Raw genomic sequence first — 24,643 nt, 5'->3', positions numbered from 1 at the left:
CGGCATGTGCGTTCAGTCCGGCGCCGCTGACGGCGATGACCTGACAGCGTTCGACGCCAAACAGTTTCGCTTGGGCTCCGGCGGGCTATTGGGTGGCGCGTCGCTCTACGGCTTCTTTCTTGCCGAAGAGCTCACGAGGCCAGGCGCGTCACGCGCCGGTCCTCATCTCGGTGAGCTTGCCAGGCAGCTGGTTGGCGGGGGCTTGGATCCAGGCGTCGAACGGATGGCATTGTGGCAAGACATCGACGAGGCGGCGCGATCGCTGCTTTTGCGCCGGTTTACGAAAAAGGGCGTCCTGATTGTCGATTTAAACGATCAGGATGCTTGCGCCGTCGAGGCGTCATTCGCGGGCATTCGAGGATACGTGGACAACGGGCGTTTGGCGCGGTCAAATCTACTTCGCTTCCATTCCATTGCACTCTCCCCGGCCTGATCGGACAAATTTTTCATTAACCGACCTTGCGGACTGAATTGCGCAGGCAGGACCGAAGACGCTGCCGTCCGCCTTTGGGCGAATAGCTGACGGAAGCGTAAAGCGAGTTGGGCCGAACCGCTTTCTGGCGCAGCGCGATGATGGCGACCCCCGCCTCGCAGACCGCCGCCGGCGTCGTCGGGTGCGCCACAGCCATGCCTAACGCCTCGCTCCGACGGACGACCGGAAGCGCGCGCCGTTACAGACTGCATCCGAGCCGCGCGAGCGCCCGCGCGGCTCGGCACCGCGGTCGACATGCACGATGCGGACTTGGCCCATCGCGGCGAGATTTTCGACCAAGACGACCGATGTTCCAGATCCGGCCTGGCGTCCGCGACATGCACTCGTCACGCTGGCGGCTCGGCCACGGCGCTGAAACCGCTCTTAGACCGCGAAACGCCGGCCGTCTTTATAGAAAGCGGCAGAGCAACGTCGGCTTTCGTCAGATCTTTTCGCGGGCGGCATAGGCGGGCTCGGCCGCGCGGATCAGGCTTTTGGCCTCGGCAGCGCGGCCGATGATCTCGGCGAGACAGCGCGCAGTCGCGTTGAGGCGGTCGGGCGCTCGGAGGCGTCGAGCTTGCCCATCACTCGATCGACGCAGGCGCTACGGCGGGCGAGGCTGGTCGGTTTCCCGCCCAGCCTCGGCCTGGATCATCTAATCCAGAGTCCAGTCCGACGCTGCGCGTCGAAGATGTGCGTTCTCAGCCTCGAGCTTTGTCAGCCGTTTCACCTGGTCGCCCTGCAGCCCGCCATGCTCGGTCAGCCAGCGAGAGAACTGACTTCAGTCACCCCGATCGACCTGGTCGCCTCCGTGACCGTCCGACCCTGCAGGGTCACAACCTGCACCTGCCGCAACTTCGCGACGATCTCCAGGCACGTGCCTTCTTCTCCGCATCAGACAGTCCTCCTAATGGCCAGAAGCCATACACAATGGAGGACAACTTCTCAGGGGGCAGACCAGCGCCAACGCGCAAACAAAGCGTTCGAGCAAGGAAGCCACCTTCATATAGCAAAACGAGAATTTGGCTAAGTTCTTATCGCAAGTGTCTTGGGTTAACAGGCAAGACGTTTCGGCAGATGATAAGCGAGATGCTCCAGGACCGCCGAAACGCGCGCCGGACGCGGTCCGGACGAAGGCGTGACGAGATAGAGCGCTGAAGTCGCCATCGTCCAATCGGGCAGAAGCTTCACCAGACGGCCCGTTCGGAGATCGTCCTGCACCATGAATTCTGGCATGTGAGCGATCGCCTGGCCTGCATGAAGCATCGGCAGCATGGCGTCGCCGCTGTTGGTGGTCAGGATCGCAGGCGCGTCGACGCGGACCTCGACTCCGGACGGGCCGACCAGTCTCCACCGTTCTGCAGCTGAAAGGGGCGTGTAGGACAGGCAGGCATGACCGGCGATATCTTGCGGAGCCGCAGGCGCGCCTCGGCGGGCGAGATAGTCGGGCGCGGCAACCAGAAAGCTCCGCATGTCGACCAGTTTTCGCGCGCGAAGCGTGGAATCGCGTGGCCAGCCGATGCGCACCCCTATGTCGACGCCCGAAGCGACGAGATCCGTCGGACCGTCGTCGAGCTGAAGCTCGACGGTCACATCGGGGAGCAGTCCAAATAGGCTCGGCAGAAGCGGCGCGATATGGAGCACGCCGAACGACACCGGTCCTGAAACCCGGACCAGTCCGCGCGGTTGCGTCGATCCGCTGCGCGCGACGTCGTCCAGAGCTTCCGCCGCGTTGAGCAGCGAAGCCGCCTGCTCTACGAGCTCCAGCCCGACCGGCGTGAGCGAGAGCGTCCTCGTGCTGCGGTGGATCAGCGCTGCGCCAAGGCTGTTTTCCAGCCGGCTGAGCGCTTTCGAGACCGTGGCCGGAGACATGTTGAGCTCGGCGGCTGCCGCTGAGAACGACCGCAGATGGGCGACGCGGGAAAAAACCGCCCAGCCTTCGAAGTCAGGCATTCTGCTCATTTTTGAAATTCAGTTTTCCTCTTCTTTCGATTGTTGAAGAGATTGGGGTCCTTATCCTCTCGCGCAAGACCAGACCCCGACAGTTCAGATCGTTCCGGGGGTGCTGCAAACGCGCTTGACCGGAACGGCCGCGACACGTCTCGCACGGCTTCCAATCGAGGGTTCGGCCATTGGAGATGATGCAGTGACCCGATTTTGCTTATGCGGCCGGCCTCTTTCGCTGTCGGTCGCGCATAGGCCGTCGCGCCGCGGTTTTCTATGCCGCGCTCTGGCTTCGGTCGCCGCAGCCAGCCTGCTTCCGAGCTTTCTGACCCTGCCCACGGTTGCGCAGGAGGCGGCGCCGCCTCTTGGCATCGGGGACGCCGGGCGAAGAACGCTGATTAGGGGCGGGCATATCCTCAGCCTGGATAGGGGCATCGGCGATCTGACCGGCGACGTGCTAATCGAAGGGAAAAAGATCCTGGAGGTCGCCGCGTCGATTGATGCGCCGGAGGCCGTCGTAATCGACGCGGCCGGCCGGGTGGTGATGCCAGGCTTCATCGACACACACACCACCAGTTCGAGACGGCGCTGCGTTCATTTCTGCCGAACGGCATCCTGTTCCACGATCCGACCCGCGAGGGCGAGCCGACCTATGAGAGCGACATTCTCGGCAAGTTCTCGAAGGTCTACCGTCCCGAAGACGTCCACATTGCACAGCTGTTCGGCGGCCTTAGCCAGCTCGACGCAGGCGTCACGACGGTCCTTGACGTCTCGCAAGTCCACCATTCGCCAAGACATTCCGAGGCGCTGATCGACGGTCTGAGGGAAGCCGGCCGCCGCGCCGTCTTCGGCTACTTCGAGGCCTATGGCGACAAGGTGGACTATCCGAAGGACGCGCGCCGTCTGCGCGAGACGTTCTTCGCGTCCGACGATCAGTTGCTGACCATGTTGATGGGCGGCGAGGTCTACGTGCCGGGCGTCGACCCGCTGCTGCTTTGGAACATGGCCAAGGAGCTCGATCTCCCCATCGGCCTGCACGTCGTGGGCGGCCCCATCATACGGGAGATAATGGAGAAGCTGATCCCGCATTACACCGACAAGCACCTGTTCATCCACATGACGGAGATGTCGGACGCCGTCTGGGATCGCGCGAGTGAGACCGGCGCTCATGTCTCCCTGTCGGTACCGATCGAGATGCAGATGCGTCACGGAATGCCGCCGATCCAGAAGGCGATCGACATGGGCATGAACCCCTCGCTGTCATCGGACGTCGAAGTGACAATGACGGCCGACTTCTTCACCCAGATGCGCTCTACCATCACGCTGCAGCGCGCATTGGCAAACCAGAGAGCGCTGGACGCCGGCATGGAGAAGGCGCCGGCTCTGCTCGATGCAAGGAAGGTGCTTGAGTTCGCCACGATCAACGGCGCCAAGGGCCTGAAGCTCGATCACAAAACTGGCTCGCTGACCCCCGGCAAGGAAGCCGACATCATCATTCTTGATGCGACTGCCCTGAACGTCGCCCCGCTAAACAACGCCGCCGGCGCGGTCGTTACGCTGATGGAGCGCTCGAACGTCGAGACCGTATTGGTCGCAGGCCATATCAGGAAATGGAAGGGAACGCTGATTGGCCACGACATCGCCGCGCTGCGCGACAGGATCACAGCATCGCGGGACTATCTGTTCGAGGCGACCAAAACGGCGATCCCCCTTTACCGCTAGTCTATAGCCGGGAACCCGGAGATCGCTCCGGCGTGACGATCATGCTTCATCACCGGCGACGAAGACGACGAGCCGCGCCTGCCATGCAGGCGACGCTTGATGTCGGCCAAAAGAGTTGCATCGGCCGCGGCGGCGGGCGCCCGTTCCGTGCCGGTCAAGACCAACTGTCGCCGCGTCCGACACGATTAGGGCAGATTCGGCTCTTCTCGGTCGCGGCGGTGGTCCTGATGCTTTATCTCGACGCCCGGCCTGCCGTGGCGGACGACGGCGCTTCCCCGGCCGCAGAAAGACCCGCGATCCTTGCAGACCGATGGCGGGAGGACTGGTCGCGCCTCGCCGACCCGCGCTTGCGGACTCAGCCGTTCGACGAGCTTAAATTCATCCCGCTCGGCGCGCATGCCCCCGACAGCTACCTGTCGTTGGGGCTGACGTTGCGCGAGAGTTTTGAAAGGAGCGACGCGCCTGCGTTCGGAACTTCTGAGGACCAGCCCAGCGATACCTACGGGCTTCAGCGCCTTCAATTTCATGTTGACCTGCGCCTCAACAAAAACTTGCAGATCTTTACCCAGTTTGAAGACGTCCGAACGTTCGACAAGAAGACGATAAGCTCCACCGAGGCCAACAGGCTCGATCTCAGGCTCGCCTTCCCTGGGCTACACGGTGCCGCTGGACGCCGGAACGTTCAGGGCGAGAATCGGCCGGCAGGATTTCGAGTTCGACCTTGAGCGCTTTCTGTCGTCACGGGACGGACCCAACGTCCGTCAGTCCTTCGATGCGGTTTGGGCCGGTTGGGAGTCGGACGAATGGCGTTTTTATGGGCTCGTCAGCCAGCCGGTCGAATACCTGGACGGCCACCCGTCGACGACAGGTCGACGCGCGACATCCGGTTTTCCGGCGTGCGCGCGGAACGGCAGCTGTCGGACTGGATGCAACTCACTGGTTACTACGCGCTCTATCAGCGCAGAAACGCGCTCTACCTTCATGCGTCCGGCGAAGAAGACCGGCACATCCTCGACATGCGCCTGGCCGGCGCCCATTCGGGTTTCGATTGGGACGTCGAAGCAATGGGGCAACTTGGACATGTCGGCCGGGCGGACGTTCGGGCCTGGGCGTTCGGCGCGAGAACCGGCTACACGATCCGTGACGTGGTCTGGTCGCCGCGGATTGGCCTGCAGTTCGATGCGGCCTCCGGCGATCGTCGTGCCGACGATGGCAATCTCGGCACGTTCAATCCGCTGTTTTCCAAACGGTTATTATTTTTCCCTGGGCGGTCACACTGGTTACACCAATCTTGTGCACCTCAAGCCTTCGCTGACAGTCGCCCCAATCAAGAATTTGACCTGTTGGCCGGAATTGGGCTGCTTTGGCGCCAGACGACCAAGGATGCGGTCTATGTTCTGCCAAGCGTTCCCGTCCTTGGAACGGCCGGCCGGGGAACGTCGTGGACCGGCGCGTATGCACAATTAAGGGCCGATTATAGGTTTGCATCCAACCTCACCGGATCCGTAGAGGCCGTACGATATGATGTTGGCTCAGACCTCCAATTCGCCGGCGGAAAGGACAGTATATTTTTTCGTTCGGAACTGAAATTCAGTTGGTAAGAACCGGTGATAATTCCCAATTCGGTTTGCGCATTCTATATTTCGTTGGTCTGGCAACCCGAAACAATTTTGCTAAAAGCGCGGTTGAAAACTAGGCGACAACAGTACCGATAGCTCAGTTCAGTATCAGCCAAAAAATCAGTCTCGTTGGCGTCCGGGACGGAGATGAAGTTTTGGGAAGCCTCGCCGTCAGGTCGCTCGTCGCGCTCACCTTCATGGGCGGGGTCGGCGCGGCGTTGATGCCCGACCTGGCAGTCAATCGTTCTCGAGCTTGTGCCGCGTAGAGAGTTTCGCAATGCCGTCGCGATCAACCCGCTCGGCATCAACATCGCGCGTTCGATCGGCTCCGCAGCCTGCGACATCCTGCTCGGCGCAGTCGGAGCCGCCGCCTCCTATGGGGTCGACGTCGCTCCTGCCTGCTCGTCATTGCGGCGTTGATCTGATGGCCGGGCCGAAGGCGGCCGACGATGTCTGGGCCGAGCGCTCCACCGGCGCGTTCCGCGTGGGGTTGGGTAGGGCCATACATGCTTGTACGCCTACGCCGCGAGGTCACTCAGCGATGAACTCATCCGCCGTTCCATGGATGACACCGCAAGTGCGGACCTTCTTAACCGCGGCTCCGGGTCAGGCCAGGCTAAGCGTTTCCATCGCGGACGCGCCAACAGCAACATGGCTTGGTCGCCGATAAACGGACTTGATGTCTCCCTCCCGACGAAGAACTAGGTCGCGACGCTTCCCCGGAACCTCATAATCACCCGAGGCTCGCCCTCGCCAAATGCCATCACGTCATATGCCTCCGGATCGCGTCCTTCGACCTCCATGCCGGGCGATCCGATCGGCATCCCGGGCACGGCGAGACCCCGCGCCTTTGGGCGCTCAGCGAGCAGCCTGCCGATCGCCGCCGCGGGCACGTGGCCCTCGAGCACGTAGCCGTCGATCTCGGCCGTGTGGCAGGATCGCAGGTCCGGGGGCACGCCGAGCTTCGCCTTGACGGCGTTGATGGCCGCGACTTCGACGACCCGCGCCTCGTAGCCGGCCGCGCGGACGTGATCGACCCAGGCATCGCAGCAGCCGCAGGTCGGATCCTTGTGAACGATCATCGCCGGAGCGGCGCGGACCCCGCCCGGAGAAGCAGCGCCGCCCCTGCGATCACCAGCGTGAATGTCCTGCGGTCCATCGTCATGGGCGTCGCCCTCCTTCCTTTCCGGCCACCTTCGCACACGCCCGGCTCACGTCCAGTTGTCCGCTGATGTGGGACTTTCCACCCGGCGAATCCGGGCCTCCCGGCATCGTGGTCCCAAGCTCAAGACGAGCTTCCACAAGGGAGTGACTTACGATGAAGACCATGATCGCCGCCGCCCTCGTCCTGATGTCCTCGGTCGCGGCCGCGACCGCCGGGACCGGGCCCGCCAACTCGACGAACCAGCACCTGCGCGACAGCGCCGACTTCTACGACAGTGTGCCGGACTTCAGCGTCCTGTCCGGCGAGCGGACGGGCAGCGTTAACCGTGAGGCGAGCAACCGCAATGACCCCAGCCGCGTGATCGCGCGCTGATCCGAACCGGCGCCGTCATTGGTCTCCAACCCTGACGGCGGCGCAGGGCCAGCCCTTCCCGGGCTGGCCCGCCCAACTCAGGGGTTCCAGCTAGGTCCGACGAGCCTCAGGCCATGGCGTTCCTTGCGGATGGCGCCCTGCCGCTCGAGACGGCTCAGCTCCTTGGTCACCGCCTCCCGCTGCGTCGCGATGCGCGAGGCGATCTGCCGATGCGTCGGCAGCCGCCCGATCGTCCGGCCCGACGGGTCGCAGGCCGCCAGCCGCAGCAGCTCGGCCTCCAGCCTGCCCGCCATTGGCAGCGTCATGACTTCCGACATCCTCTGAAGCGTCCGGCACTGCCGACGGCACATCGCCCGCACCACCGCCTTGGCGAAGGCGGGGTGGCGCTCGAACGCGGCCGCGAAGTCGCGCGCCTCGAAACACCAGGCCTCGGAGGCCTCGTCGGCCACCACCTCGAACGGCGTGTCGCAGCGCTCGAACGCGAAGGCCTCGCCGATCACGTCGCCCGGCTCGACGTCGGCCGCGAAGGCCTCGTGCCCGTCGGACGTGATCGTCTCGGCCGAGAGCCTTCCCGAGGCCAAGACCAGCGTGGAGCCGTGCCGACCCGGCAGGTCGAGCTTCGTCCCGCGGGGAAGCCGGCTCCGACGGGCGAGCAGCTCGATCTGGTGGCCCTCGATGGTCGCGAGCAGTTCGACGTCGTCCGCATTGTGCGGGGTGCGCGCAGGATGAGTGGGTGATCATGTCTTCGTTCCCGGAGTCGGTCCTTGCGTCCCCGAGGACGGCGTCGGCCGTCGCGTCAGGGACGCGTCGCTGAAAGCAAGGTCGGCGGAACGGCGTCGCCGCATCCGCCGGACGGCGCGATCAGGCGATCCGGGGCGGCGGGGTGGCGAAGCCGACGTGGACGCCGTCGAGGCCGAGGCACGGGGACCGGACCGACGGGGACCACTGGGCGATCGCCCCCCATGAACCGAGGGCGGCCGGAAGCGGCGCGGCGCACGGCGCGGAGCACTCGGCGGCGCCCGATCCAGCATGCCCGAGCGCGGCGGACGAACAGGGCGCGGAGGTCACGAGCACGGCCTGCTGGCCGGAGGCCACCGCAAGGCGGGAGGCATGATCGATCTCGACATGGGACACGGCGAGCAGCAGCACGGCGACGAGCGTCGCAAGCGCCGCCGCCTTGCCCGCGAGCGCGTGGAGCAAACCTGCCGCGCGTGTCCCGGCCTCAGACCGCATGGGCGGACGCCAGCGGACAGGAGCCCGTCGCGAGCTCGATCTGGATCGTCGGGTGGGCGATGCCGAAGCGCTCCTCGAGCTCCTGGGCGATCGAGCGCATGGCCGCGTCGCCCGGATGGCCCGAGGGCATGACCAGATGCGCGGTGAGCGCCGTCTCGGTCGTGCTCATCGGCCAAACGTGGAGGTCGTGGACCTCCACGACCCCGGGACGCTCTTCAAGGAAGGCGGCGACGGCCGCGGGGTCGATGCCCGGCGGGGTCGCGTCGAGCGACATGGTCACGCTGTCGCGCAGCAGTCCCCACGTCCCGATCGTGATCACCGCGGCGATCATCAGGCTCACGACGGGGTCGAGCCATTCCCATCCGGTCACGATCACCAGCAGCCCGGCGACGATCACGGCGACCGAGACCCCGGCGTCGGCGACCATGTGGAGGTAGGCGCCCTTGATGTTGATGTCGCCCTTGCGCCCGGACATGAACAGGAACGCGGTGAAACCGTTGATCAGCACGCCGATGGCGGCGACGACCATGACGGTCACGCCGGCGACGGGCTGGGGGTCGAAGAAGCGCTGGATCGCTTCCCAGGTGATCATCCCGACCGCGATCAGCAGGAAGATCGCGTTGAACAGCGCCGCCATGATCGAGGACGAGCGCAAGCCGTAGGAGAAGCGCGGCGACGGCGGTCGGCTCGCCAAGGTCGCGGCGATCCAGGCGACCACGAGGCCGAGCACGTCGGACAGGTTGTGGCCCGCGTCCGCCACGAGGGCGAGCGAGTTGCTGGCGTAGCCGTAGCCCGCCTCGATGACGACGAAGACGGTGTTGAGCCCGATGCCGATCGCGAACGCCTTGCCGAAGCTCGCGGGCGCATGGGCGTGCCCGCCCGGTCCGTGGGAGTGGCCGGACTCGACCTTCCCGCCATGGTCGTGGTCGTGCCCGGCGTGGTCGTCACCTGCCGTCATCGTCCCGTCCTCAGCCGCGGCCCTGGCGTGCGTCCTTGAGCATCTGCTCGAAGAACTCGTGCCGCTCGTCGTGGTTCTCGACGACGCCTTTCACCAGCGGCTTCGCCGTCCCCTCGCAGAGCGCCCTGACCCTGTCGGTCTGCTCCTCGACCGATCCGCCGGAGAGCGAGCGGATCATGCCGAGGCCGACGGCGCGGGCCGCGCCTGCGGCGCTGACGACGATCTGCGCGGCCTCGTCGCGCGTCATCGTCGCGATGATCTCGTCCTTCATGTGGGCGATGACCTTTGAGGCGTCGCCATCCTTGCCGCCCGTCTCGCGAGCGAAGTCGGGGTCGACCTTCACGCAGACGGCCGTGAAGTTCTGGGCGAGGAACACCGAGGACAGGACGTTGCGCATCACGTCCTCGTTGAGCCCCCGCGCTGGGGACGAAATCTCCAGCGCGAGAGCGAGCGCAGCCGCGCCGACGGCCGCGGCCCTCATGACGCTGCCGCCACGACTGCGTCCGGCCCCGGTTCCGGAACCGGGTCAGGCTTACGCCGCCTCGTGAACAGAACGTAGAGCGCCGGGAGCACGAGCAGGGTCAGGATCGTCGACGACACGATCCCGCCGATCACTACGGTCGCGAGCGGCCGCTGCACCTCGGCGCCCGGCCCGGTCGCGATCGCCATCGGCACGAAGCCGAGCGACGCCACCATCGCGGTCATGAGCACCGGGCGAAGCCTCGTCAGCGCGCCCTCCTTCACGGCCTCCATCAGGTCCTTGCCCTGCGCGCGGAGCTTCTGGATGAACGCAATGATGACGAGGCCGTTCAGCACCGCCACGCCCGAAAGTGCGATGAACCCGATGCCCGCGCTGATCGAGAGCGGGATGTCGCGGATCAACAGCGCCGCAACGCCACCCGTGAGCGCGAGCGGCACGCCCGAGAACACGAGCGCCGCGTCCTTGAACGAGCCGAGGCTCATGAACAGCAGCACGAAGATCAGCCCGAGCGCGATCGGAACGACAATGGTCAGGCGCTGTGTGGCGGAGACGAGCTGCTCGAACTGACCGCCCCAGCCGATCCAGTAGCCCGACGGCAGCTTGACCTGTTCTCCGATCGCCCGCTGCGCGTCGCCGACGAAGGAGCCGAGGTCGCGGTCGCGGACGTTCGCCGAGACCACGATGCGCCGCTTGCCGTTCTCGCGGCTGATCTGGTTCGGTCCGGGAGCCACCTCCAGCGAGGCGAGCGAGGAGAGCGGCACGTAACGCGTGCGGGAAGACGGCGGACCTCCCAGAACCGCAGGACTGGCCTGCGCCTCGTTACCGTCCGGGGTCGGCAGCGGGACCGGGATGTTCTTCAGCGCCTCGATGTCGGTGCGCAGCCGCTCGGGTAGCCGCACCACGATGTCGAAGCGACGGTCGCCCTCGAAGATCTGGCCGGCTTTCTTTCCGCCGACCGCGATCTCGACGATCTCCTGTACGTCACCGACGCTGACCCCGTAGCGGGAGAGAGCGGTGCGGTTGAGTTTCACCGTGAGGATCGGCAGGCCGGTGACCTGCTCTGTTTTCACGTCCGCGGCTCCGGGCACCTTCTGAAGGACCGTCTGGACCTCGCCCGCGACCTTGAGCAGCGTGTCGAGATCGTCGCCGAAGATCTTCACGCCGACATCCGAACGCACGCCCGAGATCAGCTCGTTGAAGCGGAGCTGGATCGGCTGCGAGAGCTCGTAGTTCGAGCCGGGAATCTCCTCCGCGGCCTTCTCCACGTCCTCCATTAGCTCGGCCTTGGTCTTCTTGGGGTTTGGCCACTCCGACCTAGGCTTCAGCATGATGTAGCCGTCCGAGATCGAGGGCGGCATGGCGTCGGTCGCGACCTCTGCGACGCCCGTGCGGGCGAACACCTCCTTCACCTCGGGAAGCTGCATGAGGCGTTTTTCGAGCGCTCCCTGCATCTCCAGCGACTGGGTGAGGCTGGTGCCCGGCACGCGCAGCGCCTGAATCGCTGCGTCGCCCTCGTCGAGGCTCGGGATGAACTCGCCGCCCATGCGCGACGCCGCAATCCCCGTCACGACGACGAGCGCGACCGCGGCCGGGGCCACGACCCAGCGGAGCTTGATCATGAGGCCAAGCAGGGGTTCGTAGGTCACGCGGGCGCCCCGCATGAACCAGTTTCTCCTTCTCCGACACCTTGCCGGAGACGAAGATCGCGATCGCCGCGGGGACGAAGGTCATCGAGAAGATCGACGCGCCGAGCAACGCCATCAGCACGGTGAGCGCCATCGGCGTGAACATCTTGCCCTCGACCCCCGTGAGGGTGAGCACTGGCAGGTAGACCACCGCGATGATCATGGTGCCGAAGAGGCTCGGCCGGATGACCTCGCTCGATCCCGCCAGGATCGTCGAGAACCGCTCCTGCATGGTCAGCAGGCGGCCGCGACGTTCCTGCTCATGCGCGAGCAGCCTCAGGCAGTTCTCGACGATGATCACGGCGCCGTCGATGATGATGCCGAAGTCGATCGCCCCGAGGCTCATCAGGTTCGCCGAGACTTTGTTCTCGACCATGCCCGTGATGGTGAAGAGCATGGAGAGCGGGATCACGAAGGCCGTGACGATGGCGGCGCGGATGTTGCCGAGCAGCAGGAAACAGCACCGCGATGACGAACAGCGCGCCCTCGACGAGGTTCTTCTCCACCGTCGTGATCGTGGCCTCGACCAGCGTCGAGCGGTCGTAGACGGAGCGAGCCTCGATCCCCTCGGGCAGCGACTTCTGGATTTCATCGAGCTTTTTCGCGACGCGCTCGGCGACGGTGCGGCTGTTCTCGCCGATCAGCAGCATGGTGGTGCCGAGCACGACCTCGTGGCCGTTGAGCGTCGCGGCGCCGTTGCGCAGCTCCCGCCCGTCCTTGACCTCGGCGACGTCCGAGACACGGACCGGAGTTCCGGCGTGGGAGTTCACGACGATGCCGCCGACGTCTTCCGCCGTCAGCGCCTGGCCGGGCGTGCGGACGAGATACTGCTCGCCGTTCCGCTCGATGTAGCCGGCCCCGACATTGGCGTTGTTGGTGGCGAGCGCCGTCATCACGTCGCGGAACGTCAGCCCATAGGCCATTAGCCGCGCCGGGTTCGGCAGGACGTGGAGCTGGCGCTCGTAGCCCCCGATGGTGTTGACCTCGACCACCCCCGGCACCGTGCGGAGCTGCGGGGTGATGATCCAGTCTTGGATCGTCCTGAGGTCCGCCGGGCTGTAGTCCGAGCCGTCCGGCTTCTTCGCGCCGGGCTTGGCGTCGACGACGTAGTTGTAGATCTCGCCGAGGCCCGTGGAGATCGGCCCCATGGCGGTCTCGATCCTGGCGGGCAACTGGTCCTTGGCCTGCTGCAGCCGCTCGTTCACGAGCTGGCGGCGAAATAGATGTCGGTCCCGTCCTTGAACACGACCGTGACCTGGGAGAGGCCGTAGCGCGACAGCGAGCGGGTGTAGTCGAGGTCCGGCAGGCCGCCGAGGCTGGTCTCGAGCGGGAAGGTGATGCGCTGCTCGACCTCGAGCGGGGAGAAACCGGGGGCGGTGGTGTTGATCTGGACCTGGACGTTGGTGATGTCCGGCACCGCGTCGATCGGCAGGCGCAGGAAGTTGAAGACGCCGAAGCCCGCGACGGCCAGGCACGCGAACACCACCATCCACCGCTGCGCGATGGAGAACGCCAGGATCCGTTCGATCAGGCCGTTGGGCTTGTAGTCGCCCGCGTCAGTGCTCATGGCTCGCGCTTCCCTTTGCGAGCTCTGCCTTCACGACGAAGCTGTTCCTCGAGGCGTAGGCCTCGCCTCCCTTGAGACCCGTCACGACCTCGACGGACCGTCCGTCCCGGCGGCCGAGCGTCACGTCGCGGGCGGCGAAGCGGTCGCCCTCGCGGACGAACACGACGTCGCGGCCCTCGAGCGACTGCACGGCGTCGATCGACACGGCGAGCGGCACGGACTGCTCGGCGGTCGCGACCGCACCCGTCGCGAACAGGCCCGGCCTGAAGCGGCCGTCGTTCGGGATCACGGCGCGCGCCACCGCGCTTTGGGGTGTCCGCGGCCCCGATCGGCGACAGGTAGGAGATCTGCGCCTCAATCGGCTCTCCGCCGTCCTCGGGGTCGATCCGCACCGTCTCGCCGACCGCGACCTTCGCGAGATCGCGGCGGTAGACCGAGAAGTCGACCCAGAGCGTCGAGAGGTCGGTGATGACGAAGGCGGGCTTCTGCTCGGAGACGTACTCGCCGAGCGAGGCCTGCCGCTCGGTGACCACGCCCGCCATCGGGGCCTTCAGCTCGTAGGTGGTGAGGCTCTGGTTGCTCTCGACGACCGCGAGCAGCTCGCCTTTCTTCACCTGGTCGCCGAGGCGCTTCGACAGCGTGCGGACCACGCCGGGGAAGCGCGGCGTGACCTGCACGACCGCTTCCTGGTTCGCCTGCACGATGCCGTTGAGCTGGAGTTCCTCGCGCAGCGTCGAGGCGCCCGCCTTGCCAAGAGCGATGCCCGCGGCCTTCACCTTGGCCTCGCCCAGCTCGACGACGCCCTCGGGGAGCTCGGCCCCATGGCCGTGGCCGTCGTCCTCCTTCTCGGCGCCGTGGCCGTGCCCGTCGTCCTTGGCGTCGACGGCCGCGACCTTCAGGGGCGCTTCGCCCCCGGCGTCGGCCTTCGGCTTCGGCTTCGGCTTGTCGTGGCCGTGGCCGTCATCCGCGCCATGCCCGTGCCCGTCGTCCTTGCCCGACCCGTGTCCGTGGCCGTCGTCCTTGGAATGGGCGTCGTCCTTCCCATGGCCGTGCCCGTCATCCTTGGAGTGAGCGTCCTCCTTGCCGTGACCGTGGCCGTCGCCCTCCTTGTGGTCGTCGGCGGCCGCGACCTGGATCGGCGCGCCTGCGTCGGCCTTGGGCTTCGGCTTGTCGTGGCCGTGACCGTCGTCCTTGCCATGGCCATGCCCATCGTCCTTGCCGGAACCATGGCCGTGGCCATCGTCCTTGGAGTGGTCGTCCTCCTTGCCGTGACCGTGGCCATCGTCCTTCGAATGGGCGCCGTCCTTGCCGTGGGCATGGCCGTCGCCTTCCTTGTGACCGTCCGCGGCGGCAAGCGCCTTCGGGGCCTCGGCGTGCGCATGGCCGTCCCCGCCCATAAGGCCGGAGTAGAGCGAGAGCGCCTGGGTTGCGACCGCGGACGGTCCAACTTGAGCGGCGTAGAGGCCGCCGGCCCCGATGAGACCCCCGACCACGAGGACGGCGGCGTCGCGTGCGAAGGAGCGGCTCATGACAGGTCTCCGGACAGGGCGTTGGGGTCGCGGCGGTCGCGAGGTCGGCAGGGGTTTCTGGTTGGGTGGAAGCGCGGCGCGCGTAGCAGGGCGGCTTCGTGGGGTAGCCCTTGAAGTTCCGCTTCGACCACTTGTGGCCGTGGCCGAGGTGCGCGTGTTCGGCGGCGTCGCTGGAGTGGCCGTCGCCCGCGAAGTGGCGGACGCGGACGTCGCGGGCGTTGCAGGTCGGCGGCGTGCGGCCGTCATAGACCCAGGCGCCGTCGTAGCCGGGCAGCGGGACGACGCGGGGCGTCGATGCGGGCGCCGCCAGCGACACGGTGGCGGAGGCGAGCAGGAGCGCGGCCGCCGCGGAGGCGGTCTTAAGGAAGGTCATTTGTCTCTCCGGGACAGAACGAGGGCGGATCCCGTCAGGCCTTCGAGACTGGCGAGCGATGAGTGGAAGGAGACGAGGGCGTCGATCTCCTTGAGCGAGGCTTCCGAGAGCGCGGCGCGCGCATCGAGCAGCTCGAGCAGCGAGTAACGGCCCTCGCCGTAGCCGGAGCGGATGCTGTCCCAGGCCTCGCGGGCGACGGGCAGCACGTTGGCTCGGGTGAGCCGGGCCTCGTCATAGGAGCCCCTCAACGCCTCGTAGGCGTTGCCGACGAGCACCGTCAGGGCCCGCTGGGCCGCGGCCTTCTCGGCCTCGGTCTTGGCGAGCGTCTCGTTCGCCTCGATCACGCCGCCCTGGTTCCGGTCGAACACCGGGAGCGGCACGCTGAGCGAAGCCATCGCGGCGTTCGAGCGGTCCTCACGGTAGTGCCGCCAGCCCACGCCCGCCGTGATGTCCGGCACGGCCTTGGCTTGAGCTGCGGCGAGCAGCGCCCGGCGCTGGGCCCTCACGGTAGAGAAGCGCGTGAGCTGAGGGGTCTGCAGCGCCCGAGACATCAAGCTGTCGAACGAGGGCGGCGCGCCGATGCGCGAGAGGTCGCCGCCGACCGAGGCGAAGGACGGCGCCTTCTCCCCGATCAGCACCGACAGCTCGCGCCGCGCCGCCTGGAACGAGGCCTTCGCTTTGGCGAGCTCGACGCGCGTCGTCTCGGTGGCGAGACGGCCGCGCGAGATCTCCGCGCTCGAGGACGCGCCCGCCTCGACCCGCCGCTGAAGCAACGGGGTCAGACGGTCGAGGTCGTCGACCTGTTCCTCGAGCTCCGCCACGCGGGCTTGCGCGCCGAGCGTCCTTGCGAACGCCTCGGCCGTCTCGGCGAGAACCTGGAGCCGGGTCGCTGCCCGGTCCCAGCGCGCGGCGTCGATGTCGGCGGCCGCGATCGCCATCCGGGCCTCGCGCTTGCCGCCGAGCTCGAAGAGCTGGCTGATCTGCAGCGTCGTCTCGGCGGTCTCGAGATTGCGCTTGAGCTTGGAGCGAAGGCGTTGTCGAGCTCTGCGGAGAGCTCGGGGTTGGGGAAGACGCCGGACTGGAGGCTCCGTCCGCCCGCCGCCCCGATCTCCCGTTCCGCCGCGGCAAGACCAGGGGAGGAGGCGACGGCGCGCGACAGCGCCTGAGACAGCGTGAGCGATCGCGACGACGGCGCGGCGTGCGTCGCCGGCGCGGGAAGCAGCGCGATCGCCACCCCCAGCGCAAGCGCGCGGGTTCTGAAAAGCATGACCTGACCTGATGAACTGACGAGCGGGGGCGAGCGCGTCTCAGGCGCGCGCCGACACGGATTCCGTCAGATCAGGCTCGAGGCGGAGGAAGGTCGACGAGGGGTTCGCGCCCGGCGGTCGAGGGCACGGAGGCCCATGCCGGGGACGAGCTGAGCGCGCTCGGCGCGGCGGCGACCTGCAGCATCGGCTCGGGGATGGCCGCGCAGCCATGGCAGCCGTGCCCGACGATCTTTCCGCTCATGTCCAAGTCGCCGGACTGGCCGTCGACGTGGATGCCGGAATGGTCCGTCGTGACGCTGGCCATGGTGTCGGCCGAGACCGCGTGGGTGAGCGCAGAATCAAGGCCCACGTGGCCCGCGAAGCTGCGCTCGACGGCGTCACCGACGCCGAAGACGACCAGGCAAAGGGCGAACGCAACCCGGACGCAGAAGCGCCAGGCACGCGTTGATCTCGCCTTCGACAGAACGTCCATACTGCAACGCATCCGGGGAAACGGGGGGCGGTGTCAAGTTCCGTGGCCGCCACGACTCCGCGATCCAATGGTGGCCGGAAGCCATCAACAAGTCCCTAATTAGGTGTGATCCGGCGTGGAATTTTGACCCCGTTATGAGGGGGATCGGCGTCCAATTTTGACCCCCTGAGGCGCGCGTTGCGCATGCTGCCTGTCTTTGTCGAGGACGGGCGGTCGGGGGATGAAGTGCGTGGACACGATCGCGCGGATCCGCCGCGAGCATTTTGTGCGCGGCAAGACGATCAAGGAGATCGTCCGCGAACTGCACGTGTCTCGGAACACGGTGCGGAAGGTGCTGCGGTCGGGGGCGACAGCGTTCGAGTACGAGCGCGAAGTTCAGCCGCTTCCCAAGCTCGGGCCATGGCGTAACGACCTTGATCGGCTGCTGACGGAGAACGAGGGACGGGCGGCGCGCGAGCGGCTGACGTTGATCCGGATCTTCGAGGCGCTGCGGGCGCTGGGCTACGAGGGCGGCTACGACGCGGTCCGGCGCTACGCCCGCGGTCGGCAGCGTGAGCGGTCGTCGTCATCGGCGGCGTTCGTGCCGCTGAGCTTCGATCCGGGCGAGGCCTACCAGTTCGACTGGAGCCACGAGATCGTCCTGATCAACGGCGTCACCACGACCGTGAAGGTCGCGCACGTCCGGCTCTGCCACTCGCGGATGCTGTTCGTGCGGGCTTACCCGCGGGAGAGCCAGGAGATGGTGTTCGACGCCCATGACCGGGCGTTCGCCTTCTTCAAGGGGACCTGCACGCGCGGGATCTACGACAACATGAAGACCGCGGTGGAGACGATCCTCGTCGGCCGCGAGCGCGCCTACAATCGGCGCTTCCTGCAGATGTGCAGCCACTACCTGATCGACCCTGTGGCCTGCACGCCGGCCTCGGGCTGGGAGAAGGGGCAGGTCGAGAACCAGGTCGGGCTGGTGCGCGAGCGCTTCTTCACGCCGCGCGTCCGGGCGAAGAGCTATGACGAGCTGAACGCCTGGCTGCTCGACCAGGCGATCGCCTACGCCAAGGCGCATCGTCATCCCGAGCTCGCGGATCGGACCGTGTGGGAGGCGTTCGAGGCGGAGCGCCCGAGCTTCGTTCCCTATGCCGGGCGGTTCGACGGCTTCCACGCCGTCCCGGCCTCGGTGTCCAAGACCTGCCTCGTGCGGTTCGACAACAACAAGTACTCGGTCGCCGCGAGCGCGATCGGCCGCCCGGTCGAGATCCGCGCCTACGCCGACCGGATCGAGCTGCGCCAGGACGGACGGATCGTCGGCGATCACCCGCGCTGCTTCGGCCGCGGCCAGACCGTGTTCGATCCCTGGCACTACGTTCCGGTACTGGCTCGCAAGCCCGGCGCTCTCAGGAACGGAGCGCCGTTCAAGGACTGGGTGTTGCCGGCGAGCCTCGAGAAGGTCCGGCGCAAGCTTGCGAGCGTCGATGACGGCGACCGTCAGGTGGTGGCGATCCTGGCCGCAGTGCTGAGCGACGGCTTGTCCGCAGTCGAGGCCGCCTGCGCCGAGACGCTGCGTGAGGGCGTCTGCTCGGCCGACGTCGTGCTGAACATCCTCGCCCGGCGCCGGGACCCCGCGCCGCTGGTCACGATCATGACGCCCGAAGCGTTGCGGCTCGCCGTCGAGCCGACCGCCGACTGCGCCCGATACGACACCCTCAGGAGAGCCGTGTGATGGAGCGTTCCGCGATACTGACCACCATGGGCGAGCTCAAGCTCTACGGCATGAAGGCCGCCTTCGACGAGATCATCGCGGCCGCGGTCAAGCGCCAGCATGAGCCTCAAATCGTCGGCGACCTTCTCACCGCAGAGATCAGCGAGAAGCAGGCACGCTCGATCAAATACCAGATCACGATCGCCAAGCTGCCGCTCGCCCGCGACGTCGAGGACTTCGCCTTCGACGACACGCCAATCAACGAGACCCTGATCCGCGACCTCGCCGGAGGCGAGTTCCTAGCCCATCAGCGCAACGTCGTGCTGGTCGGAGGCACCGGGACCGGCAAGACCCACCTCGCCATCGCGATCGCCCGGGCCTGCATCCGCGACGGCGCGCGCGGCCGGTTCTTCAACGTGGTCGACCTCGTCAACAAGCTCGAGGCCGAAGGCCGTTCAGGCCGTCAGGGCCGCATGGCCGACTACCTCGGCCGCCTCGACTTCGTGGTCCTCGACGAGCTCGGCTACCTGCCGTTCGCGCAGTCCGGCGGCCAGCTCTTGTTCCATCTGATCAGCCGCCTCTACGAGCAGACCTCGATCATCGTCACCACCAACCTCGCCTTCGGCGAATGGCCAAGCGTGTTCGGCGACGCAAAGATGACCACCGCGCTGCTCGACCGGCTTACCCACCACTGCGACATCGTCGAGACCGGCAACGAGAGCTGGCGCTTCAAAAACCGCGCCTGAGCGCCGCCCGAGGCCGCGCCTTCTGGACGTTGATCCCGCCGACGCTGCGCAACCCCGACCAGCTCCGCCGGCGGGATCAACACCGCTCACCAGCTTCAGGGGGTCAACATTGGACGCCGATAGAGGGTCAAAGTTCAGCGCCGATTGACACTATAATCACCTCTACTTCAGCGACCTGCCGGACGCCTATCGAGACGAACTTCTCCGGAAGGACTTCTACCTTCGCATCGTCAAGCATGAGAAGTTCAACCCGCGCTTGATTGAGTGGCTCTCTTCCTATCGTCGCCTGAGGCATGTCCGGTGGAGAGCTATCGCCGCTTCATCGAAGATCTGCTGCGTGATCCGTCGGAGATCTGGCGACATGCCTATGAGCAGGAGATCACCGAGGCTGGCCGGTCGGTTCTGCTCGCCGTTCGTGCGCTCGGCGGGGAATGCGGCGGCCCGGTCTTGGAGCGGGCGTTCGGGGCGCTGCACGCCTATCGGGCCACACGCTACAATTTTTCGACGACCGGACGATCTACGCACGGGCGTCCGAGAAGTCGTCAACAGCTTCGTCAAACCGTGGGGCGCGCAGGGTTTTCAAGTCATCGACCCTTCGGTTCTCGATCTGCTGAACGCCGTGGCGCGAAACGCGCCCGACAATGCGGTGGACCTGATCGCTGGCGCGGCAAGCTTTCATCAGATTGACCAGGTATGGACGCTCGCGAAAGCGGACCAAGGCGGGGCCATCATTAGCGCGCTCAGGCGCGAGGCGGGGCGAATTGCCCCAACGATCGGCCGGTTAGCGAAAGCGAGACGGCGTGTGGCGTCGGACAGTGGGGGAGTGGGCTATTACGGACCGACCTACGAGCGGCGGCTTGCGACGATCATTGAGATGGTTCAGCGGCTCGAAGCGCCTGCCATCGCAGAGCTGATCGCGCCGGCCTTTGAGCGCCTACTCGAGGAATGGCGGACAGAACGTCCACAGATCAACGACGCGGTCGAATGGATCCGAGCGATCGATGGCGCACCGCCGTTGATGATGACTAACGTGGACGGCATACGCGGGGCTGTGCTTGACGCAGTCTTAGAAGAGGCACGGACAGGATGTCGCGCGGACGAGCTGCGCGAGCTTCTGGGCGTCGTCGACACCGAACAAGCCAGGCGCGAGGTTGCCGTCGCCCGGGAGAGCTTCGCGAGGTACCAGCAGGACCACTTCTTGCAAGATCTAAGTGAATGTCGGTCGCGCGAGCAGTTTTCTGGCCTTATCGAAGATCTTGAATTGTTCCGAGACCAGCTCGACGTCGACGTTCGTGCCATGATCGAACGGGTGGAGGAGGCCAACGCCGAGTTCGCGGAACAAGAGGACACGTACGCCGATCACATGCATGACGAGTGGCAGGAGCGCTATCGGGACGAACGGGCAGGCGATCGCAGCATCGCAGACATGTTCGGATCGTTGAGAGGCAACCGCTCATAGCGAGAGGCAAGCGTTGATGCAGGTTGTTTATTGAGGCCGCCCAGCCGCCGCCACGCCTTTTGACCATTGGGTCAGGGGATCGGTTAGATGCAGGCTAGAAGCGCGTGCCGCAGGTCGATCTCGCTGCCGCTTGAGCGTCGGTGACGCGTCTCGAACCGCATGCGGCCCAAGCGGCGGGCGCGAGGTCGGGCCGCGCGTCACACCGAGCGGCGCATGCGCGCGACGATGGCCCTGTGGCGATAGATGCGCAAGTTGCTGCAAATCCCGCCGCGCAAAGCGTTGTGCCGCCCAGGTGGGAGAGTTTGCCGGATGCGATCTGGAGCAAGTTCGCTTTCCTTAGGCCAAGCGAAATAGCGGGCTAGGTTTGTCGCGCGACACCACTAGGGTCAGCCGACGCTTCGCCCGGCTGAGGGCAACGTAGAGCTTGCATCGCGCGTAGTCTGTGTCGCCGAACTGGTCGTGATCGCCGGCGATCAGGATGGCGTTGTCGCATTCCAAGCCCTTGGCTTTGTGGATCGTGCTGAGTGAGCGGCTGGGCGGAGCCGGCGAGGCCTGCGAGCGCCGACGCGCGATCTCGGCATAGCCCTCGTCCGGGCAGGCAAAGGCCTTCAGCCGTATGGCGTCCCGCAGCTCTGTGCGATGGACGATCTTAACGACATCGAAGCCCTCGGCCTTGGCCTCGATCAGGTCGTGAAGCTCACCCAGGGCGTTTGCAACACCATGGTGGTTGGGCGCCTCAAGAATATACCGAGCGAGGCGTTGAATATTCCCTGGCTTGCCGCGGGCCGGACGCGCGCAGCCCTCGTGAACCTCCTTCACCAACCGATCGCCGTAGCCGCTCGGCGAGAAGCCCACCGCGATGGCCCCGGCGAAGCTTAGCACTCCTTGTGCGATCCCCACAGGATGCCCGGACTGCTCGCGGACGGTGCGCACCAGATCGGCAAGCGCGGACCGAGTATGGCCTTCCCAGATCGAAATTCGGCGGTCCCAAAAAGCGCTCAATCCGCGGACCCGGTCGTTACTGGCGGCCAGGATCATCACGTCTTTCGCCGCCGCAGCATCAATGGGGCGGCGCTCGTCTCGACTGACCTGATAGCCGGTGCGCACCTGGGCGCGATTGCTGGCGCGAAGCACGCTAAGGCCGGCGACAGGCGGTCCGAGCAGAGAGATCGGGCGCCGCGCCCTCAGTTCTGAGCGCGCAGCCAAGACCCAGCGACCTAGCTCCGGAGAGCCGTCGTCCCAGCGATGGGGATGATCGAGATCGTCGAAGGCACTGGCGGCTTTCAGCGCCTCCCAGCGAACGAGCGCGGCGGCCATGGCCTTGTTGGACTTCGAGCCGCTCGCGAAGATCGCCTGGAGTGGGTCGCCGAAGATTCGTAGCCGGGCACCGCCAACGCGCAGCGCCATTATGACACGATGCTGAGCTTCGCTGGCGTCCTGATGCTCGTCGCAGATCACCAGCGGATAGCGGCGCGCCAGAGCCTCACGAACAATCGGATGACGCTCCATGTAGCCGGCGACCTTGGTTGCCATGATGTCGAAACCTTCGCCGTCGTTCCGATAAGCCCAGGTCGACAGGTCGTCCGGCAAGCCTAGCGCCCGGCGATAAACAGTGGCGACCTGACTGATCAGGGAGTCGATGGTTCGGATGTCGACGCGGGACGACAAGCCCCGCGTGCGGTTGGCGAAGACCCCGCAGGCTCCATGGGTGTGGGTGAGGATCAACACCCGGCCTTGCGGCAGCGCCTGCGAGGCCTCGCGCGCGTATGCCGCGCCCTGGAAGGTCTTCCCGCAGCCGGCCGGCGCCTCGATCACCACCAGCGGCTCGGCGGATCGCAGCAGGGCGGCGACGGAGGCGTCAGACACGATCAAGGCGCTCAATAGCGGCGCGGTCGACCGACGCCAGAATCGCGTTGAGCAGCGGCAGGATGCTGCCCGAAAGCTTCGGCCAGACGTCGTTCGCCAGCGCGTAGCCGGCAAGTTCGTCGCCGCCGACGATTGACTTGAACCACGCTCGTCCGTGCGCCTTCCACTCGTTCCGCTTTCCCTCGGGCGCGCCATCTGGTTTGCCGGTGGCGGCCTCGATGATCACGGCCCGGAGGGAGCGCTTCTGAGCGACGAGCGCCGCCTTGATGGCCGCTAGGGATTTGTCCGCAAGGCCCAGCCGATCCGCCAGGGTGCGCAACCGCTCGCCGTTCCAGCCTCCCTCTTCCTCCTTCAAGAGCTGCGGCAACCGTGCCTCCGGCAGATGTCCGAGCACCGCCTCCTCGGTGCAGCCGCCCTCCCACCGTAGCAGGCGCGCGCCCATGGCGGCCTTCACCTCGCTCCAACGGCCGTCGTGCGTGCCTTCGTCATCGGCAAGGGCCGCGAACTTTAGTCCGGTGACGCCGATCGCCTCGAGAAGGGCGAGGGTCTGAGCGTTGCCTTGGCCGTTGCAGACGCGGACGCCCGAGTCGAGCGGATTGCCCTTGAACGCCAACCGTAGAAGCCGTCTCAGGAAGCCGATCTCCGTGGGGCCCTCGGCTATGACCGCGAGTTTGGCCAAGAAAGTCTCCGGATCGCGCTGCTGCTGAGGGGCGATCTTCTCGTGATCAAGCGCGCCGATGGCACCAGCTGCGTCGAGATACCAGAGGTTGGCGTGAGTCGAACATTGAATGGCGACGGGGCTGTGTGTGGTGACGACTGACCGAACGTCGACTTGAGAATGCCGATCAGCTGCCGCAGCCGGTACGGTTCGAGGCCGCGCTCCACCTCGTCGATGACGGTGACGGAGCTGCCCGCCTGGGTGGCCGCGGCGATCTCCAGCGCCGCCATCCGCTTGGTCCCGGCACCCCAACTGGTCAGAGGCAGTGCCACGCCGTCGCGATTTGCCAGCAGCCCAATCAGGGCACCGATCGATAGGCCCTGGCTGGAGGTCAGCCCTAGCTTTACGCCGGATGGCAGCGACGCCGCCTTCAGGCGCAAATCCAGCTCGCCAAGTACCTTTACGCCAGCGTCGCCCACGGCGCCGGAGAAGTCCTGTTCCGCCACCTTCTTGGCGATGCGCGCTTTGATCGCCGGATCGGCCAGCAGTCGGTCGAGTGCCGAGCCGAACACCAAGCGTAGGTCACGGTCGTTGCGGTCGTCGGCGCTCAGACGGATCAGGCCGATTTTCTTTCGGAAAGCCGCCGAGAACGCAATAATGCTCTCATCCGGCTGGATGATCTCCCACACCAACTCCAAGTCGGCCGTGCCGCGCACCCGCAGGCGATATACCGGGTGCTTGGCTTCCGGGACGTCGCCATTCTGCGGATCGTCGGGCAGGACCGCATCGGCGCCGTTCCAATCCCAGGGCATAAGCTGAACGGAGAAGCTGTTGGGATCGACGCTAACGGGAAGCGAGACGACGCCTTCAATGGAGAATTCGTCGGTGTTGTCGCGGCGCCAGTAGTCAGCCTCCGAGATAGATGCCGCGTTCGAGGCGCTCAGGAGTAGCCCCACCGCATCGAGGATGGTGGTCTTGCCGACATCCCCGCCACCGAGGATGAGATTCATGGTCGAGCCGGGCCGCCAATCCAGACTTTTGATGCCGTGATATTTTCGGATCGACAGTTTCCGGATGATCGCGTGGCTGAGCGCTGTCAGTTTTCAGGCCTCCCTTGCTTCGGGACACTATCACAACCACTACGCGCCTTGCATCTGGGCCCCGAATTGGCTGTTCACTCCAAAGGTCGTTCGGTGGTCCCTCGAGTCAAAACAATAGGCCATAGCGGTTCGGAGCCTCCGCTCGTGGATGCCCCGAGCCGACCTTCCCAACGTCGCCTATGGATCAGGCCGGGACCTGAACTCACCGCCGGTCCGCGCAATTCGTGAACTACGGTTAGCAGCAGAAGCCTCAGTCGC

General features: G+C 66.1%; 19 protein-coding genes and 5 pseudogenes. 9 read left to right on the top strand and 15 right to left on the bottom strand.

Annotation, left to right across the window (positions count from 1 at the left end):
- The first annotated feature begins 4 nt into the window (after positions 1–4).
- A complete protein-coding gene (locus K6K41_RS02110) occupies positions 5–433 on the top strand; it encodes a hypothetical protein (protein WP_261403727.1) in 429 nt (142 codons plus the stop codon).
- 597 nt (positions 434–1,030) lie between these two features.
- Here K6K41_RS02110 and K6K41_RS30110 read toward each other — a convergent pair.
- Positions 1,031–1,345: pseudogene (locus tag K6K41_RS30110) on the bottom strand (transposase); the annotation flags it as partial.
- Between the two features lie 180 nt (positions 1,346–1,525).
- Complete coding sequence (locus K6K41_RS02105) at positions 1,526–2,425, bottom strand: LysR family transcriptional regulator (protein WP_261403726.1); 900 nt, start codon at positions 2,423–2,425, stop codon at positions 1,526–1,528.
- Between the two features lie 579 nt (positions 2,426–3,004).
- Here K6K41_RS02105 and K6K41_RS02100 point away from each other — a divergent pair.
- The 4 genes and pseudogenes from K6K41_RS02100 (at position 3,005) to K6K41_RS30105 (ending at position 6,177) form a co-directional block, all read left to right on the top strand.
- Entirely contained in the window at positions 3,005–4,138 is a 1,134-nt protein-coding gene (locus tag K6K41_RS02100; RefSeq protein ID WP_315855199.1) for an amidohydrolase family protein, read from the top strand.
- A 41-nt stretch (positions 4,139–4,179) separates the two neighbouring features.
- On the top strand, positions 4,180–4,863 hold the full coding sequence (locus K6K41_RS02095) for an alginate export family protein (RefSeq protein WP_261405616.1): 684 nt from the start codon (positions 4,180–4,182) through the stop codon (positions 4,861–4,863).
- A pseudogene (locus K6K41_RS02085) lies at positions 4,799–5,739 on the top strand (alginate export family protein). The gene K6K41_RS02095 and the pseudogene K6K41_RS02085 overlap by 65 nt, the downstream one beginning before the upstream one ends.
- 273 nt (positions 5,740–6,012) lie before the next feature.
- Positions 6,013–6,177 carry an MFS transporter gene (locus K6K41_RS30105; protein WP_428978559.1) on the top strand — a complete coding sequence of 55 codons (165 nt, stop codon included), beginning with the start codon at positions 6,013–6,015 and terminating at the stop codon, positions 6,175–6,177.
- A 281-nt stretch (positions 6,178–6,458) separates the two neighbouring features.
- Here K6K41_RS30105 and K6K41_RS02075 read toward each other — a convergent pair whose 3' ends face one another.
- A complete protein-coding gene (locus K6K41_RS02075) occupies positions 6,459–6,839 on the bottom strand; it encodes a DUF411 domain-containing protein (RefSeq protein ID WP_261403724.1) in 381 nt (126 codons plus the stop codon).
- 236 nt (positions 6,840–7,075) lie between these two features.
- Here K6K41_RS02075 and K6K41_RS02070 point away from each other — a divergent pair, with 236 nt between their 5' ends.
- The gene (locus tag K6K41_RS02070; protein ID WP_261403723.1) at positions 7,076–7,294 is read left to right on the top strand and encodes a hypothetical protein; all 219 of its coding nucleotides are present in this window, start codon (positions 7,076–7,078) and stop codon (positions 7,292–7,294) included.
- Positions 7,295–7,371: 77 nt separating this feature from the next.
- Here the strand turns inward: K6K41_RS02070 and K6K41_RS02065 are convergent, their stop codons facing one another.
- The 9 genes and pseudogenes from K6K41_RS02065 to K6K41_RS02025 form a co-directional block, all read right to left on the bottom strand.
- Positions 7,372–7,875, bottom strand: coding sequence for a Crp/Fnr family transcriptional regulator (locus K6K41_RS02065; protein ID WP_261403722.1), 504 nt, complete (start codon positions 7,873–7,875; stop codon positions 7,372–7,374).
- Between the two features lie 280 nt (positions 7,876–8,155).
- Complete coding sequence (locus K6K41_RS02060) at positions 8,156–8,527, bottom strand: hypothetical protein (protein ID WP_261403721.1); 372 nt, start codon at positions 8,525–8,527, stop codon at positions 8,156–8,158.
- Complete coding sequence (locus K6K41_RS02055; RefSeq protein WP_261403720.1) at positions 8,517–9,485, bottom strand: cation diffusion facilitator family transporter; 969 nt, start codon at positions 9,483–9,485, stop codon at positions 8,517–8,519. The genes K6K41_RS02060 and K6K41_RS02055 overlap by 11 nt, the downstream gene beginning before the upstream one ends.
- 10 nt (positions 9,486–9,495) lie before the next feature.
- Positions 9,496–9,966 (bottom strand): hypothetical protein, encoded by a 471-nt coding sequence (locus tag K6K41_RS02050; RefSeq protein ID WP_261403719.1) that lies wholly within the window; start codon positions 9,964–9,966, stop codon positions 9,496–9,498.
- A pseudogene (locus K6K41_RS02045) lies at positions 9,963–12,048 on the bottom strand (efflux RND transporter permease subunit). Before K6K41_RS02045 ends, K6K41_RS02050 begins: the two are co-directional and overlap by 4 nt.
- A gap of 121 nt (positions 12,049–12,169) precedes the next feature.
- Positions 12,170–13,140: pseudogene (locus K6K41_RS02040) on the bottom strand (efflux RND transporter permease subunit); the annotation flags it as partial.
- 67 nt (positions 13,141–13,207) lie between these two features.
- Positions 13,208–14,117 (bottom strand): annotated as a pseudogene (gene ihpB / locus K6K41_RS02035) (divalent metal ion exporter adaptor subunit IhpB).
- 999 nt (positions 14,118–15,116) lie between these two features.
- On the bottom strand, positions 15,117–16,106 hold the full coding sequence (locus K6K41_RS02030) for a TolC family protein (RefSeq protein WP_487308368.1): 990 nt from the start codon (positions 16,104–16,106) through the stop codon (positions 15,117–15,119).
- Positions 16,107–16,458: 352 nt separating this feature from the next.
- Positions 16,459–16,737 (bottom strand): hypothetical protein, encoded by a 279-nt coding sequence (locus tag K6K41_RS02025; RefSeq protein WP_261403718.1) that lies wholly within the window; start codon positions 16,735–16,737, stop codon positions 16,459–16,461.
- A 343-nt stretch (positions 16,738–17,080) separates the two neighbouring features.
- On the opposite strand from K6K41_RS02025, the gene istA reads away from it, so the two are divergent.
- The 3 genes from istA to K6K41_RS02010 all read left to right on the top strand — a co-directional run bounded on the left by istA (position 17,081) and on the right by K6K41_RS02010 (position 20,761).
- Positions 17,081–18,577 carry an IS21 family transposase gene (gene istA / locus K6K41_RS02020; RefSeq protein WP_261403717.1) on the top strand — a complete coding sequence of 499 codons (1,497 nt, stop codon included), beginning with the start codon at positions 17,081–17,083 and terminating at the stop codon, positions 18,575–18,577.
- Complete coding sequence (gene istB, locus K6K41_RS02015) at positions 18,577–19,302, top strand: IS21-like element helper ATPase IstB (protein ID WP_261403716.1); 726 nt, start codon at positions 18,577–18,579, stop codon at positions 19,300–19,302. The genes istA and istB overlap by 1 nt, the downstream gene beginning before the upstream one ends.
- Positions 19,303–19,663: 361 nt before the next feature.
- Positions 19,664–20,761 carry a hypothetical protein gene (locus K6K41_RS02010; protein ID WP_261403715.1) on the top strand — a complete coding sequence of 366 codons (1,098 nt, stop codon included), beginning with the start codon at positions 19,664–19,666 and terminating at the stop codon, positions 20,759–20,761.
- Between the two features lie 336 nt (positions 20,762–21,097).
- Here K6K41_RS02010 and K6K41_RS02005 read toward each other — a convergent pair whose 3' ends face one another.
- From K6K41_RS02005 to K6K41_RS01995, 3 genes are read right to left on the bottom strand one after another with little or no spacing between them, the layout of a single operon-like run.
- A complete protein-coding gene (locus K6K41_RS02005) occupies positions 21,098–22,627 on the bottom strand; it encodes an ATP-dependent helicase (RefSeq protein WP_261403714.1) in 1,530 nt (509 codons plus the stop codon).
- Positions 22,620–23,306: a hypothetical protein gene (locus K6K41_RS02000; protein ID WP_261403713.1), complete on the bottom strand. Its 687-nt coding sequence runs from the start codon at positions 23,304–23,306 to the stop codon at positions 22,620–22,622. Before K6K41_RS02000 ends, K6K41_RS02005 begins: the two co-directional genes overlap by 8 nt.
- Positions 23,285–24,295: an ATP-binding protein gene (locus K6K41_RS01995; RefSeq protein WP_261403712.1), complete on the bottom strand. Its 1,011-nt coding sequence runs from the start codon at positions 24,293–24,295 to the stop codon at positions 23,285–23,287. The genes K6K41_RS02000 and K6K41_RS01995 overlap by 22 nt, the downstream gene beginning before the upstream one ends.
- Positions 24,296–24,643 lie beyond the last annotated feature (348 nt).

Source organism: Chenggangzhangella methanolivorans, from assembly GCF_019797865.1.
Taxonomy (GTDB): Bacteria; Pseudomonadota; Alphaproteobacteria; order Rhizobiales; family Methylopilaceae; genus Methylopila; species Methylopila methanolivorans.
This window is presented reverse-complemented; position numbering and strand designations above follow the sequence as displayed.

Coding starts and splice junctions, on each gene's coding strand:
- K6K41_RS02010 (WP_261403715.1), top strand. CDS start 19,664: ATGCCTATGAGCAGGAGATCACCGAGGCTGGCCGGTCGGTTCTGCTCG.
- K6K41_RS02070 (WP_261403723.1), top strand. CDS start 7,076: ATGAAGACCATGATCGCCGCCGCCCTCGTCCTGATGTCCTCGGTCGCG.
- istB (WP_261403716.1), top strand. CDS start 18,577: ATGGAGCGTTCCGCGATACTGACCACCATGGGCGAGCTCAAGCTCTAC.
- K6K41_RS01995 (WP_261403712.1), bottom strand. CDS start 24,295: ATGAATCTCATCCTCGGTGGCGGGGATGTCGGCAAGACCACCATCCTC.
- K6K41_RS02105 (WP_261403726.1), bottom strand. CDS start 2,425: ATGCCTGACTTCGAAGGCTGGGCGGTTTTTTCCCGCGTCGCCCATCTG.
- K6K41_RS02075 (WP_261403724.1), bottom strand. CDS start 6,839: ATGATCGTTCACAAGGATCCGACCTGCGGCTGCTGCGATGCCTGGGTC.
- K6K41_RS02060 (WP_261403721.1), bottom strand. CDS start 8,527: ATGCGGTCTGAGGCCGGGACACGCGCGGCAGGTTTGCTCCACGCGCTC.
- K6K41_RS02055 (WP_261403720.1), bottom strand. CDS start 9,485: ATGACGGCAGGTGACGACCACGCCGGGCACGACCACGACCATGGCGGG.
- istA (WP_261403717.1), top strand. CDS start 17,081: ATGAAGTGCGTGGACACGATCGCGCGGATCCGCCGCGAGCATTTTGTG.
- K6K41_RS02050 (WP_261403719.1), bottom strand. CDS start 9,966: ATGAGGGCCGCGGCCGTCGGCGCGGCTGCGCTCGCTCTCGCGCTGGAG.
- K6K41_RS02095 (WP_261405616.1), top strand. CDS start 4,180: ATGCTTCATCACCGGCGACGAAGACGACGAGCCGCGCCTGCCATGCAG.
- K6K41_RS02110 (WP_261403727.1), top strand. CDS start 5: ATGTGCGTTCAGTCCGGCGCCGCTGACGGCGATGACCTGACAGCGTTC.